The organism is Geothrix sp. PMB-07 (genome assembly GCF_030758935.1).
Taxonomy (GTDB): domain Bacteria; phylum Acidobacteriota; class Holophagae; order Holophagales; family Holophagaceae; genus Geothrix.
Window position 1 is genome coordinate 1,053,083 of the sequence record NZ_CP132333.1, and the last position, 16,981, is coordinate 1,070,063.

At 66.7% G+C, this 16,981-nt stretch carries 17 protein-coding genes; 9 read left to right on the top strand and 8 right to left on the bottom strand.

All coding sequences use genetic code 11. The features are described from left to right. Positions 1-8 precede the first annotated feature (8 nt). Both ggt and Q9293_RS04575 read right to left on the bottom strand, forming a co-directional pair. The gene (gene ggt, locus Q9293_RS04570; RefSeq protein WP_306250491.1) at positions 9-1,712 is read right to left on the bottom strand and encodes a gamma-glutamyltransferase; all 1,704 of its coding nucleotides are present in this window, start codon (positions 1,710-1,712) and stop codon (positions 9-11) included. 15 nt (positions 1,713-1,727) lie between these two features. Continuing rightward, complete coding sequence (locus tag Q9293_RS04575) at positions 1,728-4,316, bottom strand: zinc-dependent metalloprotease (protein WP_306250493.1); 2,589 nt, start codon at positions 4,314-4,316, stop codon at positions 1,728-1,730. A gap of 102 nt (positions 4,317-4,418) precedes the next feature. Between Q9293_RS04575 and Q9293_RS04580 the strand changes: the two genes are divergently transcribed. From Q9293_RS04580 to Q9293_RS04590, 3 genes are read left to right on the top strand one after another with little or no spacing between them, the layout of a single operon-like run. Next, a complete protein-coding gene (locus tag Q9293_RS04580) occupies positions 4,419-4,904 on the top strand; it encodes a DinB family protein (protein WP_306250495.1) in 486 nt (161 codons plus the stop codon). Between the two features lie 16 nt (positions 4,905-4,920). Next, positions 4,921-5,301, top strand: a complete 381-nt coding sequence (locus tag Q9293_RS04585; protein WP_306250497.1) for a tautomerase family protein — start codon at positions 4,921-4,923, stop codon at positions 5,299-5,301. Beyond that, positions 5,291-6,088 (top strand): arylamine N-acetyltransferase, encoded by a 798-nt coding sequence (locus Q9293_RS04590; RefSeq protein ID WP_306250500.1) that lies wholly within the window; start codon positions 5,291-5,293, stop codon positions 6,086-6,088. The genes Q9293_RS04585 and Q9293_RS04590 overlap by 11 nt, the downstream gene beginning before the upstream one ends. 22 nt (positions 6,089-6,110) lie before the next feature. Here the strand turns inward: Q9293_RS04590 and Q9293_RS04595 are convergent, their stop codons facing one another. After that, positions 6,111-6,782 carry an SDR family NAD(P)-dependent oxidoreductase gene (locus tag Q9293_RS04595; protein WP_306250502.1) on the bottom strand — a complete coding sequence of 224 codons (672 nt, stop codon included), beginning with the start codon at positions 6,780-6,782 and terminating at the stop codon, positions 6,111-6,113. A gap of 34 nt (positions 6,783-6,816) precedes the next feature. Between Q9293_RS04595 and ybaK the strand changes: the two genes are divergently transcribed. The 3 genes from ybaK to Q9293_RS04610 all read left to right on the top strand — a co-directional run bounded on the left by ybaK (position 6,817) and on the right by Q9293_RS04610 (position 9,197). After that, complete coding sequence (ybaK, locus tag Q9293_RS04600; RefSeq protein ID WP_306250505.1) at positions 6,817-7,296, top strand: Cys-tRNA(Pro) deacylase; 480 nt, start codon at positions 6,817-6,819, stop codon at positions 7,294-7,296. A 129-nt stretch (positions 7,297-7,425) separates the two neighbouring features. After that, positions 7,426-8,004: a DinB family protein gene (locus Q9293_RS04605; protein ID WP_306250507.1), complete on the top strand. Its 579-nt coding sequence runs from the start codon at positions 7,426-7,428 to the stop codon at positions 8,002-8,004. A gap of 119 nt (positions 8,005-8,123) precedes the next feature. Further along, positions 8,124-9,197, top strand: a complete 1,074-nt coding sequence (locus tag Q9293_RS04610; protein ID WP_306250510.1) for a metallophosphoesterase — start codon at positions 8,124-8,126, stop codon at positions 9,195-9,197. Between the two features lie 3 nt (positions 9,198-9,200). Here the strand turns inward: Q9293_RS04610 and Q9293_RS04615 are convergent, their stop codons facing one another. Then, positions 9,201-9,830 (bottom strand): DUF5655 domain-containing protein, encoded by a 630-nt coding sequence (locus tag Q9293_RS04615; protein ID WP_306250512.1) that lies wholly within the window; start codon positions 9,828-9,830, stop codon positions 9,201-9,203. 98 nt (positions 9,831-9,928) lie between these two features. Further along, positions 9,929-10,342 carry a hypothetical protein gene (locus Q9293_RS04620; RefSeq protein ID WP_306250514.1) on the bottom strand — a complete coding sequence of 138 codons (414 nt, stop codon included), beginning with the start codon at positions 10,340-10,342 and terminating at the stop codon, positions 9,929-9,931. A gap of 302 nt (positions 10,343-10,644) precedes the next feature. Between Q9293_RS04620 and acs the strand changes: the two genes are divergently transcribed. The 3 genes from acs (at position 10,645) to Q9293_RS04635 (ending at position 14,702) form a co-directional block, all read left to right on the top strand. After that, positions 10,645-12,576, top strand: a complete 1,932-nt coding sequence (gene acs, locus Q9293_RS04625) for an acetate--CoA ligase (protein WP_306250518.1) — start codon at positions 10,645-10,647, stop codon at positions 12,574-12,576. Between the two features lie 351 nt (positions 12,577-12,927). Further along, complete coding sequence (locus tag Q9293_RS04630; RefSeq protein ID WP_306250520.1) at positions 12,928-13,413, top strand: DUF2231 domain-containing protein; 486 nt, start codon at positions 12,928-12,930, stop codon at positions 13,411-13,413. 47 nt (positions 13,414-13,460) lie between these two features. Next, on the top strand, positions 13,461-14,702 hold the full coding sequence (locus Q9293_RS04635) for an MFS transporter (protein ID WP_306250522.1): 1,242 nt from the start codon (positions 13,461-13,463) through the stop codon (positions 14,700-14,702). Here Q9293_RS04635 and Q9293_RS04640 read toward each other — a convergent pair. From Q9293_RS04640 to Q9293_RS04650, 3 genes are read right to left on the bottom strand one after another with little or no spacing between them, the layout of a single operon-like run. Further along, a complete protein-coding gene (locus Q9293_RS04640; protein WP_306250523.1) occupies positions 14,695-15,159 on the bottom strand; it encodes a rhodanese-like domain-containing protein in 465 nt (154 codons plus the stop codon). The genes Q9293_RS04635 and Q9293_RS04640 overlap by 8 nt on opposite strands. Before the next feature lie 41 nt (positions 15,160-15,200). Next, positions 15,201-16,187, bottom strand: coding sequence for an RluA family pseudouridine synthase (locus tag Q9293_RS04645; protein ID WP_306250525.1), 987 nt, complete (start codon positions 16,185-16,187; stop codon positions 15,201-15,203). Next, positions 16,184-16,978, bottom strand: a complete 795-nt coding sequence (locus tag Q9293_RS04650) for a prolipoprotein diacylglyceryl transferase (protein WP_306250527.1) — start codon at positions 16,976-16,978, stop codon at positions 16,184-16,186. Before Q9293_RS04650 ends, Q9293_RS04645 begins: the two co-directional genes overlap by 4 nt. Between the last annotated feature and the right edge of the window lie 3 nt (positions 16,979-16,981).

Consider the following 16,981-nt stretch of genomic DNA (forward strand, 5'->3'; position numbering starts at 1 on the left):
CGGGTCCTCTAATACCCAGCGGCCTGCCCATCCTTGCGCGATTCCGAGGCGCCGAAATAGACTTTCTGCTTGGGATCCCAGCGGATGGCCTGGTAGCCGCCGTAGCCGCCCAGCAGCCAGCCCACGCCGTGGCCGCGGTTCATGAGCTCGCGCACGGTCTCGTAGGGGAAGCCGCTCTCCAGCTGGATGGTGCCCGGCAACTTGCCCGGTTCGCCCGTGGGCTCGGGCGAGCCATCGTGGCTCATGCGCGGGGCGTCACCGGCTTCCTGGGCGTTCATGCCGAAATCCACGAGGTTCATCACCACCTGGGCGTGGCCGATGGGCTGGAACTCGCCGCCCATGACGCCGTAGCTGAGGAAGGGCTCGCCGCCCCGGGTGATGAAGCCCGGGATGATGGTGTGGAAGGGGCGCTTGCCCGGGGCGTAGGTGTTGGCGTTGCCCTCCTGCAGGTTGAACAGCTCGCCCCGGTCCTGCAGGCAGAAGCCCAGGTCGCCGGGCGTCATGCCGCTGCCCATGCCCCGGTAGTTGCTCTGGATCAGGCTCACCAGGTTGCCTTCGCCATCGGCGGTGGTGAGGTAGATGGTGTCGCCTTCCTTGAGAGGCGGATGCCCGGCCTCCAGGCGGCGCGAGGCCCGGTCGCCGATGAGGGCGCGACGCTGGGCGGCGTAGTCCTTGGAAAGCAGCCAGGAGAGCGGCACCTTCATGAAGTCGGCATCCGCATAGAACTTCGCGCGGTCCTCGAAGGCCAGCTTCTTCGCCTCGGTGAAGAGGTGCACATGCTGGGGACTGCCGAAGGGGATCTTCGAGAAATCGTAGCCCTCGAGGATGTTCAGCATCTGCAGGGCGGCGATGCCCTGGCCGTTGGGTGGCAGCTCCCAGATGTCGTAGCCGCGGTAGTTCACGCTGACGGGTTCCACCCAGTCGGAGTGGTGGGCCGCCAGATCCTCATAGCTGAGGAAGCCGCCGTTGGCCTTCATGTAAGCGTCGATCCGCCGGGCGATGTCGCCCTTGTAGAAGGCATCGCGGCCTTCGCGCGCCACGGTCTCCAGCGTTTTCGCCAGGCGGGGATTGCGGAAGACCTCGCCGCTGCGGGGGGCGCGCTTGCCGTCGACGGTGTAGGTGTCCAGGAAGCCCGGATACTTGCCCAACACCGGAACGCTGCGATCCCAGTAGTAGGCGATGAGTTCGGAGACCGGGAAGCCTTCCCGGGCGTAACGGATGGCCGGGGCCAGCACCTGGGTCATGGGCAACTTGCCGAACCTGCGGTGCAGCTCGAACCAGCCGTCCACGCAGCCGGGCACGCTGACAGGCAGGGGCCCCTGGGCGGGGATGTGCGTGAGGCCGAGCTTCCTGAAATGATCGAGGCGGAGGGATTTCGGCGAGCGGCCGCTGGCGTTGAGGCCATGCAGCTTCTTTGTCTTCGCCTCCCAGACCAGGGCGTAGAGGTCGCCCCCCATGCCGCTGCCCGTGGGCTCCATGAGGCCCAGGGCCGCGTCCGCCGCGATGGCAGCATCCACGGCGGAGCCGCCCTGCTTGAGGATGTCCAGCGCGATCTGGGTGACGAGGGCCTGACTGGTGCAAGCCATGCCGTGCTGCGCCGCCACCTCGGAGCGGGTGGCGAAGGCCCGCCCCGTGACCCTGTCCCCGCCGACCAGCGGAGATAGCATCAACAGGGCGGCGGGCAGCAGGGCGCGGAAACCGGGAACGCGCATGGAACCTCCAGTCAGCTATTCGAGCACGTCTGCCACGCCGGGCCAGCAGCTGTCTTCGATGCGGCGGCCCGCAGCGACTCCAGCAGGCCCTGCAGCGTTGGCCAAGAACTTGGGGTCGAGGATGCGGGCGATCTGATCCTTCAGGTCATCCAGGTGGGCCTTGGTGGCCTTGTCCGGGTTGGGCCGGGAGGCGAGGGCCTGCAGGGCTTTCAGTTCAGCCCGCACGGCGCCGCGGGTGTCATCGCTGAGGTTGGGCTGGAGGATGGCCATGCCCAGGCCGCCGCTGGCGATCTGAGGGGTGGGGGCGCTGTTCAGCAGGGCGCCGAGCTGGTCCAGGGCGGCCCGCTGCAGGTTGCGGCGGTAGGGGTCCACCTTGGCGCCGCTCTGGAGCTCTGTGAAGATGCCACCGCGGAGGTCCAGCAGCAGCTGGCTGGCCGTGTAGGCCTTCTCGGCCAGGAGGCCTTCCTGTTCCTCGAGCCGGGACAGCCGGGCGTGATCCAGCAGGGTGCTGAGCACGCCCTTCTGGGCCGCCAGCAACCGGACCTGGCCGCTGCCCGCTTCCAGTTTGGCGAGGGTCGCGTGGTCCAGCAGCCAGGTGGGGGTTTTGAAGATGGCGCCATTGAGGTATTTCACGGCCTCGGCCTGGCGCGCCTTGGCGATGGGGCTGAAGCGGCCACCGCTCTGGCCCGCGTGCTTGTTCACGGTGTCGAAGCCGCCCACCAGGTTGGCCACGTGGCCCAGCTCCCGGCGCCACTGTCCCCAGATGGCCTCGTAGAGGTGGCCGAATTCCCGGAAATCCTCACCGGGCTTCAGGCTGGCCTTGGGCAGCAGGCCCAGCACGCGCTGCAGGTTCTTGGTGCCCAGTGCCGTGGCCTTCACGGGATCGGCATCACCCACCGCTTCGGTTTCCTCGCCGGGATCCACGCCCGCGGCCCCGGCGGTGGAGAAGCGAAGCCAAGGCTCTGTCTCCTGGACCTTCAGCCATTCGTTGAGCCTGGCCTTCTCGTCATCCGAGGTCTTCGCATCGGGGATGGGCGTGTAGCCCCACTTCACCGCGAAGATGTCGTAGGGGCCGATCTTGGGAATGAGGTCCGCGGGATCGAAGCCATCCTCGGGCTGGGCCACGTAGTTGAAGCGGCTGTAGTCCATGAGGGTGGACACATGGCCCATCTTCTTCACCCAGGCCTTGTCGCGGATCTTCTCGAAGGGGTATTGAGAGCTGGCCTTGAAGTTGTGGGGGAAGCCCAAAGAGTGGCCCACCTCGTGCGTGACCACGTAGGCCAGCAGCTCGCCCATGAGGTCGTCGGGCAGGGGCAGGCTCTGGGCCCGCTTGTCGAGGGGTGCGACCTGGGTGAAGTACCAGTCCCGCTGCAGCTGCAGGATGTTGTGGTACAGCACGATGTCGGCTTCCAGGATCTCGCCGCTGCGGGGGTCGCTGATGTGGGGCCCGTAGGCGTTGGCCACGGGCGAAGGCACCCAGCGGATGACGGAGTAGCGGGCATCGCCGGCGTCGAAATCGGGATCCTGCTCCTTGGTGGGAGCGGGCTTGGCCAGGATGGCGTTCTTGAACCCGGCAGCCTCGAAGGCGGGCTGCCAGGCCTCCACGCCCTTCTTGATGAAGGGCACCCAGGCGGCGGGGGTGGCGGCATCGATGTAGAACACGATGGGCTTCACGGGTTCGCTGAGGGCGGCCGCGGGATCCTTCTTCTCCAGGCGCCACCGCGTGATGTAGGTGCGCCGCATCGCTTCATGCTCGTCGCGCCCGTAGTCGGTGTTCCGCACGCTGAAGAAGCCCAGCCGCTCGTCGAAGACCCGCGGCAGCATGGGCTTTTCGGGGAGCTGGAGGAAGGAATAGAACATGGTCACGGTGCCACTGGTGCCGGGGCGCAGGGTCGGGGTTCCGAAAGGGGAAGGGCTGGGGGCCCCTGCGGGGCTGAACGGCACGCTGTAGGTCTGCACCGCTTCGACGTTGAGGTTTTCGGGGAAGACCTTCACCTTGTCCACATAGCTGCGGCTGGGATCGAACATCTGCGCGCCCAGCACCTGGCGGGCGCTGTATTCAGGGACTTCCGAGGTGAAGAGCTTGGTGGCCTCGATGACGGGCGATCCATCCTTGGCGAAGGCCTCCACGGGGAAGCTCATGAGGATGGTGTCGGTGTTGTTGGCGGCCACGGCCTTGGCCACGGGCTTGGCGGGGTCGGCCACGATGGCGTGGGAGACCTGCTGCAGGAGGAGACGGTTCTCCTTCAACACCCAGCGCACCACGTCGGAATCCACCACCTGGCCTGCGTGGTTGATGTTGGCGGGCACCCGGTTCGCGGTGACCACCAGCAGCTGTTCCTGCTCCAGCCGGGCCTTGGGAATCTCGAAATAGACCTTGCCCTTCAGCTGATGAACCTTGATGAAGCCCTCCTGGCTCTTGGCCTCGGGCGTGATCACCTTGTCGTAGGGCTTGGGCTCGTTGGCTTCGGGCGCGGGAGCCCCGCCGGGACGGGCCGGAGCGGGGGCGCCAGGCGCTGCCTGGGCGGCAGGGGCGGGGCGCTGGGCGGACAGCAGGCTGGCGCAGAGGGCCAGGGCGAGGCTGGTGAGGGGGCGTGGGTTCACGGCAGGCTCCTGGAGGGATTGTCCCAAATGAAAACACATTTGCCTCGCATGATGAGGCTTCAATTTTCAGGCGACCCGCGCATGCTGTAAGCGAGGTGAACCATGCCCTTCGATGCCGCGACCCGGGAGTCCTACCTCCGCCGCTATTCGGAAGGGGCCTCGCTGCTGCGCCAGGCCTGGGAGGAGGTGCCTGCCGAGGCCCGCACCTGGCGGCCCGCGGAAGGCAAGTGGAGCGCCCACGAGGTGGTGGCCCACTGCGCCGATTCCGAAACCTATTCGGCCATCCGCATCAGGCTGCTGCTGGCGGAGGCAGAGCCTTTCATCGTGGGCTACGATGAGAATGCCTGGGCGCAGCGCTTCGACTACCACGCCTCGGACCCCGAACTGGCCCTGCGCCTGGTGGAGATGGTGCGGTCCTACACCTCCGCCATGTTGGCCCGCCTGCCGGAGGAAGCCTGGGGCCGCATGGGCCGCCACAGCCACAGCGGGCCCTACGGCACGGACGACTGGCTGCGCAGTTATGGAGAACATCTGGAAATCCACGCCGCCCAGATCCGCCGCAACCTGACAGCCTGGCAGTCCCGATAGACCCCCCGGAGGCCCCATGCCCCTCGTCCGCATCTCCCACCGCAGTGGCCTTTCCGAAGCCTATCGCCAGGCCCTGTCGGATGGCGTGCAGGAAGCCATGGCCAGCACGGTGAACGTGCCCGCCGACGACCGCTTCCATATCCTCACCGAACACGCCTCGGGCCTGGTGTTCGACGCGCACTACCTGGGCATCGAACGCTCGCCGGAATGGGTCGCCATTCAGATCACCCTGCGCAAGGGGCGCACGGTGGAGATGAAGCAGGCGCTCTACCGCCGCATCGTGGAGAACCTCGCCGCCAAACCCGGGGTGCGCCCCGAGGATGTGCTGATCTGCCTGGTGGAGAACGATCTGCCGGATTGGTCCTTCGGCAACGGCGTGGCCCAGTATGTCCGCTGAATTCGACCTCGCCGCCTACCTGCGGCGCATTGGACTTGCGTCGGCTCCCGCGCTGAATTGGGACGGACTGGGCGCCCTGCACCTGGCCCACCTCCAGCACATCCCCTTCGAGAACCTGGATGTGCAGCTGGGCCGCCCCATCCGGCTGGACGTGGCCTCGCTCCAGGCCAAGCTGGTCCAGGGCCGGCGCGGCGGCTACTGCTTCGAGCAGAACCGGCTCTTTGCCACGGCCCTGGAGATGCTGGGTTTTCCGGTCATCACCTGCGAGGCCCGTGTGCGCCGGGGCGCCATGCGCCTGCTGCCCCGCACCCACATGATGCTGCTGGTGGAGCTGGAGGGCCGGACTTGGCTGTGTGATGTGGGCTTTGGCGGAGACGGCATCCTGCTGCCCGTGCCGCTCGACGGCGAGGAGCGCGTCCAGTTCCTCAACCGCTACCGCGTGGTGGCCGAAGGCTCGCTCTGTGTGCTTCAGGTGCTTCGCATGGGCGCCTGGGAGGATCTCTACGCCTTCGAGCCGGCCGAGCGGTTCGCCGTCGACTACGAGATGGCCAACCACTACACCAGCAGCCATCCCGAGTCGGGTTTCGTCAAAACCCTCACCGCCCAGATCTGCAGCCCCGACGTGCGCCGCTACCTGCGCAACCTGACCTACAGCGAGGCCCGTGGCGATGCGGTGGAGGGCCGGGAGCTGGCCCCGGAGGAGGTGGCTCCCCTGCTGCGCGAGGTCTTTGGCATCGAGGTGCCTGCCGGTGGGCCCCACCAGCTCGTCAATGGTCTGCTGATCTGACTCGGCCTGAATCTGACGGCCCTTACCAGTCGATGCGCTGCCCGTCGCGCCAGAAGCCGCCGCTGATTTCAGGCCCGGCCTTCAACACCAGCCAGAGGATGCTGTCGGCGCCCTGCTGAAGGCTGCGGGGCGCCTCGGGCCCGCCCATGTCCGTGCGCACCCAGCCGGGGCAGACCGCGTTCACGGCGATGCCGCGCGGCTTCAGCGCCGCGGCCAGTTGAACGGTGATGGCGTTGAGGGCCGTCTTCGAGATGCAGTAGGCGGGTGCCCAGTTGGAAGGCACCGACAGCTGGCCCCCGCCGCTGCTCACGTTCACGATGCGGCCGCCCTTGGGCATGAGGGGTGTCAGGGCCTGGCTCAGCGCCAGAGGCCCCAGGGCATTCGTTTCCAGGGTGCGGCGCAGTACGGCGGGATCCAGCGTAAGCACTTCCCCCATCTGATCGAGGAGGATGCCGGCGTTGTTCACCAGCACATCCAACCGGCCATGGCGGGCTAGGATGGCGGCAGCGGCGGCGGCGATGGAAGTCGGATCGCACATGTCCAGCGGCTGCACCTCCGCGCCTGGCAGTGGCTTCATCCTGGCTGGATCCCGCACGCCGGCGAGCACCGTGAAACCCTCCTCCACCAGACGGCGGGCCACTTCGCGGCCCAGGCCCCGGGAGGCGCCGGTGATGAGGGCGATGGGTGCAGGCATGGTGTCCTCGGGGGGAGACATGAAATGATAGGGCATGTCCAAAGCGCCCTCCACCCAGGCCACGCGGCTGCTGAAACAGGCCGGAGTCTCCTACACGGAGCACCTCTACCGCTACGAGGACAAGGGCGGAACGGCGGTGAGCGCCCGGGAGCTGGCGGTGGAAGAGCACGCGGTCATCAAGACGCTCGTGATGGAGGACGACAAGGGCTCGCCCCTCATCATCCTCATGCACGGGGACCGAGAAGTGAGCACCAAGGAGCTGGCCCGCCAGATCGGCGCGAAAGCGGTGCAGCCCTGCAAGCCCGAGGTGGCCAACCGCCACAGCGGCTACCTGGTGGGCGGCACCAGCCCGCTGGGGACGAAGAAGGCCATGCCTGTGTATGCCGAGGCCTCGATATTAGATTTGGACCGCATCTACCTCAACGGCGGCAGCCGTGGCTTTCTGGTGGGGCTCGATCCGAGGGACCTGGATCAGGTCCTCAGAGTGAATCGCGTGCAGGTGGCGATTCCCTAAAGTGTTAAACCCGTGGGCCTGCTCTCCGCAAGTCAAGTGATCTTCCCGTCACGAATGAAGCCATGATTGTTTGGACACCCCTTTTGGGTTCCACAGGTGTAGGCTGGCTCTTCTTCCCCGGAGACCACCATGAAGACGACTGTTTTTTCCCTCCTTCTCGCCCTGCCTCTGGCGGCCCAGGCACCCGCCACCCCGGCGGCGGCTCCCGCCCCCGCGGCTGAGCCCACCGTCGGCGCCGCCATCGATGGCACCTACCAGTTCGTTCCCGGCCAGTTCATCTCCGCGGCCGAGGCCATGCCCGAGGACAAGTACCCCTTCGCCCCCACCCAGGGCGAGTTCAAAGGTGTGAAGACCTTCGCCCAGCAGGTGAAGCACGTCGCCGCCGTGAACTTCGCCATGGGGGCCATGATCCTGGGCGAGAAGCCCTCCGCAGGCATGGGGGAGATGGAAATGGGTCCGGCCGACCTCAAGACCAAGGCCGAGATCGTGAAGTACCTGAAGGATTCCTTCGCCTATGCCCGGAAGGCCATCCAGGGCATCACGGCCCAGAACGGCAGCCGCCCCATCAAGAATCCCTTCGGCCAGGGACCGGACTGGACCCCCATCGGCGTGGCCACACTGCTGGCCTTCCATGGCATGGACCACTACGGCCAGATGGTGGAGTACCTCCGCATGAACGGCATCGTGCCGCCCGCCAGCCGACGCTAGCGCATCAAGCTTGAGAACCAGAGAGGGCGTGGATCTGCCAGGGTTCACGCCCTTTCTCTTGATGGGACGTTTTCCGATTCTTCCAGGGTCCGTGCCATCCTTTTCAGATGCGCCGCTGGATGTCCTTCGCCTTCCTTCTTGCAGCCCTGGTGGCCCTGGCCCCGGGCATCCGGGCCCAAGTGCCTGCCCCAGTGGCGGCCACGGAGGCTCTGTCGGATGGCCCCCATGTGCTGTGGCATGGATCGAAAGCTGATGTGTTGATGGTGCGCGAGGGTCGCCTGGAGAAGGCCGCCCTTGGGGCCAAGGGAATGTTGGCCCTTCCGGGGTTGCCCCCCCTCAAGCTCAATCCGACAGGGCCTCGGGCTCCGCTGGCGGATGTGCCCGGCTCCGACCAGGTGGCCGCCGTTAGTGACATCCACGGGAACCTTCAGGGCCTGCTCACGCTGCTGAGGGCCCACAAGATCATCGACGCGGCGAACCGCTGGACCTTCGGCAAGGGCCAACTGGTGGTGGCAGGGGACGTGATGGACCGCGGGCCCCAGGTCACCGAGGCCTACTGGCTGCTGCGCAGCCTGGAGGCCCAGGCTTTGAAGCGGGGCGGCCGGGTCCACCTGGTGATGGGCAACCATGAATCGATGATGCTCACCGGCGATCAGCGCTACGTGAATCCCAAGTACAAGCAGCTTTCAGCCGGACTCCTGCCCGGTCTGGATGTGCTCTATGGCCCCGACAGCGAGGTGGGCCGTTGGCTGCGGCTGCGTCCGGCCCTCGTTCGTGTGGGACGCACCCTGTTCATGCATGGCGGTATCTCGCCGCAGTTGCTGGCCAGCAAGCCCAGCCTTCAGACTGTGAACGAAAGCCTGGCGGCCCTCTGGAAGCCCGGGGCTTCAGAGGAGGCCCGCAAAACCATGCTGGGCGCCCATGGGCCCCTCTGGTACCGCGGTCTCATCCCCGGCGCCGATACCAAATTGGGGGACGCTTCGCCGGAACACGTACAGGCACTGCTGCAGGCCTTCGACGCGGACCGCGTGGTGGTGGGCCACTCCACCCTCGATGCGGTGACCGCCTTCCACGAAGGCCGGGTCATCGGTGTGGATGCAGGCCTCAAGGATGGCAAGGGCGGGGAACTGTTGCTCCTGGAGAAAGGGAAGGCCTTCCGCGGCCTGCCCGATGGCACCAGGCTGGCGCTCTAGCCGCTACTTCTCATCCCGCTCGTAGGACCGTGTCAGCCAGGCCCGCGCGGCTTCCAGGTCCCCCTCGGTGGTCAGCTCCAGCTTGTGCGTGATGCGGTCCTGCTTCCTGAACCCGCCGGTATCCTTCAGCCGGCCGCTGGGGTCGGTTACGGCGGCAGGGTCGCCCAGGGCCAGGCCCAGGTCCAGGCGGCTGGCGAAGGGCTTCACCTCGGCGAAGACATGATTCCGGTAGAAGGGAACGATGGTTTCGCAGGGGCAGATGCGCACGTCTGCCCCCAGGCCTCGGGCCAGGGTGACAGCTGCTTCGAAGAGCGGGCGCAGGGCCGCCTTCTTGCCGCTGTACTGCGCCTCCACATAACGGGGCGCGGCGGCCAGGTAGCCTTCCGGGGTGTCATCGAAGGCGAAGCCAGGTTGAGCCTCCGCCCTCTGAACCACGAACAGGGCCTGGTTGGTGCCCAGGCCCTGGCCCTTGAGCCAGGCCTTCGCATCCGCTGGGGCCGTCGCCTGGACGAGGGCGACCCACTCCTCCACCGTCCGCCCCGTCTTCGCCTTGAAGTTGGCGAGGATGGCCTGCACGTAGGCCACGCTGGGATGCAGATCGTAGGGGGCCGAGGGACCGGAGGATGTCGCCATGGGGAGCTCCGATCTGAGTGTATCCCCGGGGATCACCCTGGCCATTCAATCCGGGCAGCGGCTTCCTGCTCAGGGCCATGCCCTTCTGCGCGGACGCATCAATCCTGGATGAGATCGCGGCGGTCGACCAGTTTGAAGAATCGCCCCTTCCATTGCACGCCCTGCCCCGAGGGATCGGCCTGGACCCTGGCCGGATCGATCCGCTCGGGCTTGCTTCGCCCATGTTCCTTGGGGAAAAGGAAGACCTGCTCGATCTTAAGGAACCCCTCACCCTGTTCAGGCAGCATGATGTAGCGCGCCAGCCAATGGGTATCGTCAGAATAGGCTTCGTATCCGTAGTGGCGGCAATCGGGGTCCGCAAGCACATGGGATTCCATGCGCAGCCAATCAGGCGGAAAGGGCTCGGCGTGCAGGGCGGGAATGATCCCGGACGCCCGGACTCCCGTCGGTTCCAGGGGCGTTGCCTCCCCGGGGGCGAGAACAAGAAGAAGGCTTATAAGCGGGTTCAACATGCGGTTCATCCTGGCTGGGGTTTCAATCCCTGAAGCCCTAATCATTCTCCCAGCTCTGCTTGGAACAGGGGTGTCCGGATGGTGACTTCTCTGGAATGAGGCCCAGGCTTCAGGCCGACGCCTCTCCCCTCCGGGCGGTGCCCAACGGCTTCTCACCAAGGCCGATCCTCGATGGGACGGCTACCGGGCCGGTGTCGCTGTGATGACCGTCATCGATTTCCCGCGACCACTCTGGGGCCGTGCTACCTTCCCACCCAACCCATCCCACATCCAGCCACCGCATTCCGTTCTAGGAGCCTTCCATGAGCGACGTGGAAATCAGCATCACCCAACAGGCGACCATCGAGGCGCTGCAGAAGGGCGAACAGGCCATTCCCATGAAGGGCTGGCTGGCCAAGCAGGCGGCCATCAACTACGAGGTGGAGCGCGCCCTGGCGGAGGAGGATCCGGCCTCCTTCTGGGGCGAGAAGGCCAAGGCCCTGGACTGGGCCGAACCCTGGACGAAAGTCTTCGAGTTCAAGGCGCCGAACCACTCGTGGTTCCTGGGCGGCAAGCTGAACGCCACGGTGAACTGCATCGACCGCCATGTGCACAGCGACCGGCGCAACAAGGCCGCCCTGCTGTGGGTGGGCGAGGATGGCGACGAGCGCTCCTACACCTACAACCGCCTCTACCGCGAAATGAACCGCTTCGCCAACACGCTGAAGCGCCTGGGTGTGCAGAAGGGCGACCGCGTCATTCTCTACATGCCCCTGGTGCCCGAAGGCATCATCTCCATGCTGGCCTGTGCCCGCATCGGCGCCATCCATAGCGTGGTCTACGCGGGCATGGGCCACGCGGCCCTGCGCACCCGCATCGAGGATGCGGGCGCCAAGGTGGTGGTGTGCTCCGATTTCACCTACCGGCGCGGCAAGGCCACGGCCTTGAAGCCCATCGTGGATGAGGCCGTGCGTGACCTGGCCTTCGTGGATCATGTCATCGTTCATCGCCGAGGCTCGCGACCCGGCGACGCGCCCGTCACCTTCACCAGCGAACGCGAAAAGGATTTCTACGACATCCAGCAGGGCCGCGAGATCCACTGCGAGCCCGAGATGGTGGATGCGGAGCACCCCCTGTTCATCCTCTACACCAGCGGCACGACGGGGAAACCGAAGGGCGTGGTGCACTCGACCGCCGGCTACCTGGTGGGCGTGAACTACCTCAGCAAGGCCTTTTATCAGATCCAGGAACGGGACATCTACTGGAGTACGTCGGACATCGGATGGGTGGTGGGCCACAGCTTCATCGTCTACGGCCCCATGAGCATCGGCGCCACGGTGCTCTGCCGGGAAGGCGCGCCGGACTATCCGACGCCGGAGGTGACCTGGGAGATCTGCGAACGCTTCGGCGTCAACGTGATGTTCACGGCCCCCACCGCCGTGCGGATGTGGATGAGCCACGGAGCGGAAGCGCCGGGCAAGTTTGATCTCAGCCGCCTGCGCCTCATCGCTTGCGCGGGCGAACCGCTCAATCCCGAGGCCCACCGCTGGGCCCAGCAGCACCTGGTGGGCCAGAGCAACGGCCAGGTGGTGGACAACTGGTGGCAGACGGAAATCGCGGGCCCGGTCATCGGCACCCTGCCCACCTTCGAGGTGCGGCCCGGCAAGGCGGGCAAGGCCATGCCCGGGGCCCAGCTGGCCGTGGTGAACCGCGATGGCAGCCCGGTGCCCAATGGCCAGGGCGGTCTCCTGGTCATCAAGTTCCCGCTGCCCTACATGCTGCGCACCATCTGGAACGATCACAAACGCTACGAGGACTACTGGAAGGATATCCCCGGGTGCTACAGCGCCGGGGATGTGGCGGTGATGGATGCCGATGGCTACATCGCCGTGCTGGGCCGCGCGGATGATGTGCTCAATGTGGCGGGGCATCGCATCGGCACCGCCGATGTGGAAGGTTCTCTCATCCGCCATCCGGCCGTGGCCGAAAGCGCCGTGGTGGGCTTGCCCGATCCCATCAAGGGCGAGCGCATCGTGGCCTTTGTCGTGGTGAAGCCAGGCGCTGCCACGGGCCCGGGCCTCATCGCCAGCCTGAAGGACCACGTCCGTGAGGATCTGGGTGGCATCGCCTCGCCCAGCGAGATTCAGATCCGCACCAGCCTGCCCAAGACCCGATCGGGCAAGATCGTGCGCCGCGCCCTCAAGGCCGAGGCCCTGGGCCAGGATCCGGGCGATCTCAGCACCCTCGCGGATTGATTCTCTCCGGGGATTCCTCGCTCCGCTTCGCTGCGCGAACACCCCCGGACCCCCGCCCTCGGCCCGGCGGAGCCGTGCCTCGCTGGAACCTCTCCTGGGGGCCACACAGCTCCGCTGTGCTGCGCGCCTCCATGTCACGCGGCTCAGTGCGCCGCTCCCACTCGCCTTCGGCTCGCGGACATGGAGCCTCCCCCCGGACCCCCGCGCTCGGCCCGGCGGAGCCGCGCCTCGCTGGACTCCTTCGATCAACGCCACGGTTACCCCATCCAATTCATCCCAGCCTGCGTATCCATAGGTGCCGTGTCTTCCCGCCCGGGGTTTCTGGGCCGAGGTCTTGCTGGAGGAGTCGTCATGCCGCCCTGGAACCACATCCATCCCGCGATCGTCCATTTCCCCATCGCCCTTCTGACAGTGGCGCCTCTGCTGGTGCTGCTGGGCCTGTTCTGGCCGGCCCAGCGGCGGGGCATCCACACCGCGGCGCTGATGTTGTTGCTGCTCGGCGGGGCCGCTCTACTGCTGGCTCTGAAGAGCGGCGAGGCCGTGGAGCGCTACGCCCATGGCAGCCCGGAACTCATCGCGGGGTTGCGCCAGCACGAGCGACTGGCGCAAAGAGCCGCGCTGTGGTTCGGTCTGCTCGATGCCGCCTTCCTGGCGATTTGGGTAATGCCGTTGCTCCGGAAGCGGGAGTTGTCCCACCGTCTCCAGTGTGGCCTCCTGGTGGTGTGGCTGGCGGGCAGCGCCGTGGGTGTTCTCACCCTAGGCCTCACCGGTCACGCCGGGGGGCATCTGGTGCATGACCTGCACACCCACGATGGCCCGGAGCCACCCCCGGATTGATGGGCCGCTCGGCGAGCAAGGGGCAAGCACTCCCGCTACCATCAGGGATGCCGCCACGCCGCCTCCTTGTCCTGGTGCTCCTGGGTTTCGCCTCGGGCCTGCCGCTGTTCCTCACGGGATCGACGCTGAAAGCCTGGATGACGGATGAAGGCCTGAGCCTCGGCACCATCGGTCTCTTCAGCTTCGTGACCCTGCCGTACAGCCTCAAGGTGTTTTGGGCGCCGTTCCTTGATCGCTATGCCCTGCCGGGCTTGGGCCGCCGCCGGGGCTGGATGTTTTCCATGCAGGCGCTCATGGCGGGGGCCCTCATCCTGCTGGCCTTGAGTCAGCCCAAGCTCGGACTGGCACGGGTCGCCGCACTGGCCTTGGCCTTGACGATCACCAGCGCGACCTTCGACATCGCGGTGGATGCCTGGCGCGCTGAGGCCCTGGATCAGAAACACCTCGGGTTGGGCAACAGCATCCACATCACCGCCTACCGCGTGGCCATGCTGGTCAGTGGCGGGCTGGCCATGATCCTCGCTCAGGTGATGGGATGGCGGAGCACATACCTGCTGATGGCGGCCTGCACGGGTTTGGGAATGGTGGGTACCTGGTTAGCCGTCAACACGGATTCCGTGGCCAAGGCTCCGCGCAGCATGAAGGTGGCGATCTCGGGCCCTCTGGAGGATCTGCTCAAGCGCTCTGGCATCGTTTACCTGTTCGCCTTCACCATCTTCTTCAAGCTGGGGGACTGGCTGGCGGAAGCCATGACCATGCCCTTCCTGATGCGCGGCATGGGGTTCACGAAGCTGCAAATCGGCACGGTCCAGAAGACCACGGCCATGGTGGCCATCATTCTGGGCGGCCTGATCGGCGGCTGGATGCTCATGCGCATGAGCCTGCGCAAGGCACTTTGGATTTGCGGCTTCGTGCAGGCGAGCAGCATCCTGGGTTTCTGGTCCATTTCGCTGCTGGGACGTCATCTCGCTCTGCTGGTGGCGGCGAACAGTCTGGAGAATCTCGCCTACGGCATGGGCAGTACGGCGTTGGTGGCCCTGCTCATGGGCAGTTGCAACCGCAGCTACACGGGCACCCAGTACGCCCTGTTCAGTGCCCTGACTGCGCTGCCGCGCACCCTTTTCGCCGGGATGACGGGCTTCATGGCCGATTGGTACGGCTGGAAGCTCTATTTCCCTGTGTGCGCCGCCGCGGCCATCCCCGGGTTGCTGTTGCTCCTTCTCTACGACCGCTGGGGGCTGGCCGAGCCTGAGGCCAGCGCAGAAACGGGGGAGATCCGGCCTACCTGACCACGGGGCGGTTGGCGCGCTGCCAGGCCCGCAGGCCGCCCTTCAGCACGTACATCCAATCAAAGCCCCTGCGGGTGAGTTCGTCGAAGGCGCGATGGGCCAGCTCATCGGTATCGTCCACGAGGATGATGGGCCTGCGGGCCTTGGGGTCGGGCCGTGTGAAGCGCGTGCTCAGTTCCTGCAGCGGCACGTGGAGGCTCCCGCGGATGTGTCCGCGGCGGAAGGCCTCGGCATTGCGCAGATCCACCACCAGGGCGCCGGAGCCCGCCACCAGCTCATCGACCTGGATGGGATCCAGCACGGGACGGCCTTTGCCGCGCCGCGCCGAGTTGATGCGGGGCAGCACCACCAGGAAGAGGATCAGCAGGCTGGCAGCGGCGATGAGGATGCCCGGCAGGAAGGGATAGTCCTTGAACCAACCTTCCACGGATGTCGGTGTAAGGGCGGCGATGACCATGGTTCCCCCGGAGCGTTGCCGCTTCGGATGATGCGCCGGGCTCAGAATCCCGGCAAGCCCAGGGCGGTGGCCAGGGCCCGGAAGGCCTCCGGAATGGGGGCTTCTGCATCGATGCGCTGGCCAGTCATGGGATGGTCCACGGAGAGCTTCCAGGCGTGGAGGGCCGGATGGGGCAGCAGCAGGGCCTGGCCATCCACATCCTTCCAGCGCCCGGGGCCACCATAGAGCGGATCGCCCATGAGGGGCGCCCGGAGGTGAGCCAGGTGCACGCGGATCTGGTGGGTGCGTCCGGTGAGCAGTTCGCATTCCACCAACGCCGCACTGGTGGTGCGGGCCAGCACGCGGATGCGGGTCTGGGCGGAACGCCCACCCGCCGCCACCACCATGCGGAGGCGGTCGCGCTTGTGACGGGCGATGGGCTCATCGATGAGCAGGCTGCCCAGCTGGGGCAGTTTGGGCGAGTGGCGCACGATGGCCAGGTAGTGCTTCTCCACACTGCGGGCCTTGAATTGATCCTGGATGGCGCGCTGGGCTTCGGCCGTTTTGGCGAGGCAGAGGCAGCCCGTGGTGTAGCGGTCGAGGCGGTGCACCAGACCGGGCCAGCCGGAGGAGAGTTCTTCGCTGTCCTCGGAGGGCTCGTCATCGTCGGTGACCTCCACCACCACCGGCGTCTTGAGCCGGTGCAGCAGCGCGTTCACCACCGTGCCGCCCTGGTGGCCGGGACCGGGATGCACCACCATGCCCGCGGGCTTGTCGACGATCCAGAGCTGGTTGTCCTCGAAGAGGGAGGGCAGGTCGATGGCTTCGGCCTCCAGGTGGGCCGCCGGAGGGGCCACTTCGGGCAATTCGGTTTCCACCAGATCCCCGGGACGCAGGCGCACACCGCCCTTGGTGACCGCTTCGCCGTTCACCTTGATCTGGCCCGTGCGGACATGGACATCCCAGCGGGCCCGGGGGATTTCAGGGAAGCGATCCGCGAGGAAACGGTCCAGGCGGGGGGCGCCCTCTTCGGCGCGCAGGCTGATCATCGAGTCTCCTTCGACCGGCTCCAGACCAACCAAAGGCCCATCCCCAGCAACATGAATGCAATGCCCGTGAGCCTTCCCGTGCTCAGCCAGGCCCAGCTCAACCAGCCCGTGCCGCGGTCCACATCGCCGCGCCAGGTTTCGGTGACCACGCGGCCCAGGCCCTCCACGAGGAAGTACAGCGCGAAGATCTGGCCACGGAAGGTGCGCTTGGGGCGCGCCACCAGCAGCACGGCCATGACCGCGAGGTTGGCGAGGGTGTTGTAGAGCTGGACGGGATGCAGGGGCATACCCAAGGGCGTGCCGCTAAAGGCCTGGGCGATGGGATTGGTGAAGGTCACGGCCCAGGGGGCGTGGCTTTCGGTGCCGTAGCAGCAGCCTGCAGAGAAGCAGCCCAGGCGGCCGATGGCCTGGCCCAGGGCCACGCCGGGCACCAGGGCGTCGCCGGTGAGGCGCAGGGGCAGCCCCTGGCCCTTGCGCAGCTTCCAGAAGAACACCGCCGTGGCGGCGATGATGCCGCCATGGATGGCGCCCCCGGCCCGGAGGGTGGCCAGGGAAAAGACCTCGCGGAAGGGCTCGCCATTGATGAGATCCACGAGGATCATCAGCAGCTTCGAGCCCACGATGGCCGAGATGAGCATGGCGATGGCCAGATCGGTGATGGCCGAAGGGGCCAAACCATCCAGCAGGCCCTGTCGCTTGGCCAGCCAGGTGCCTGCGAAGAAGGCGATGGCCAGCAGCAGGCCGTAGGTGCCCAGGGGGAAGGAGCCGATCTCGAAAAGGACAGGATGCATGCA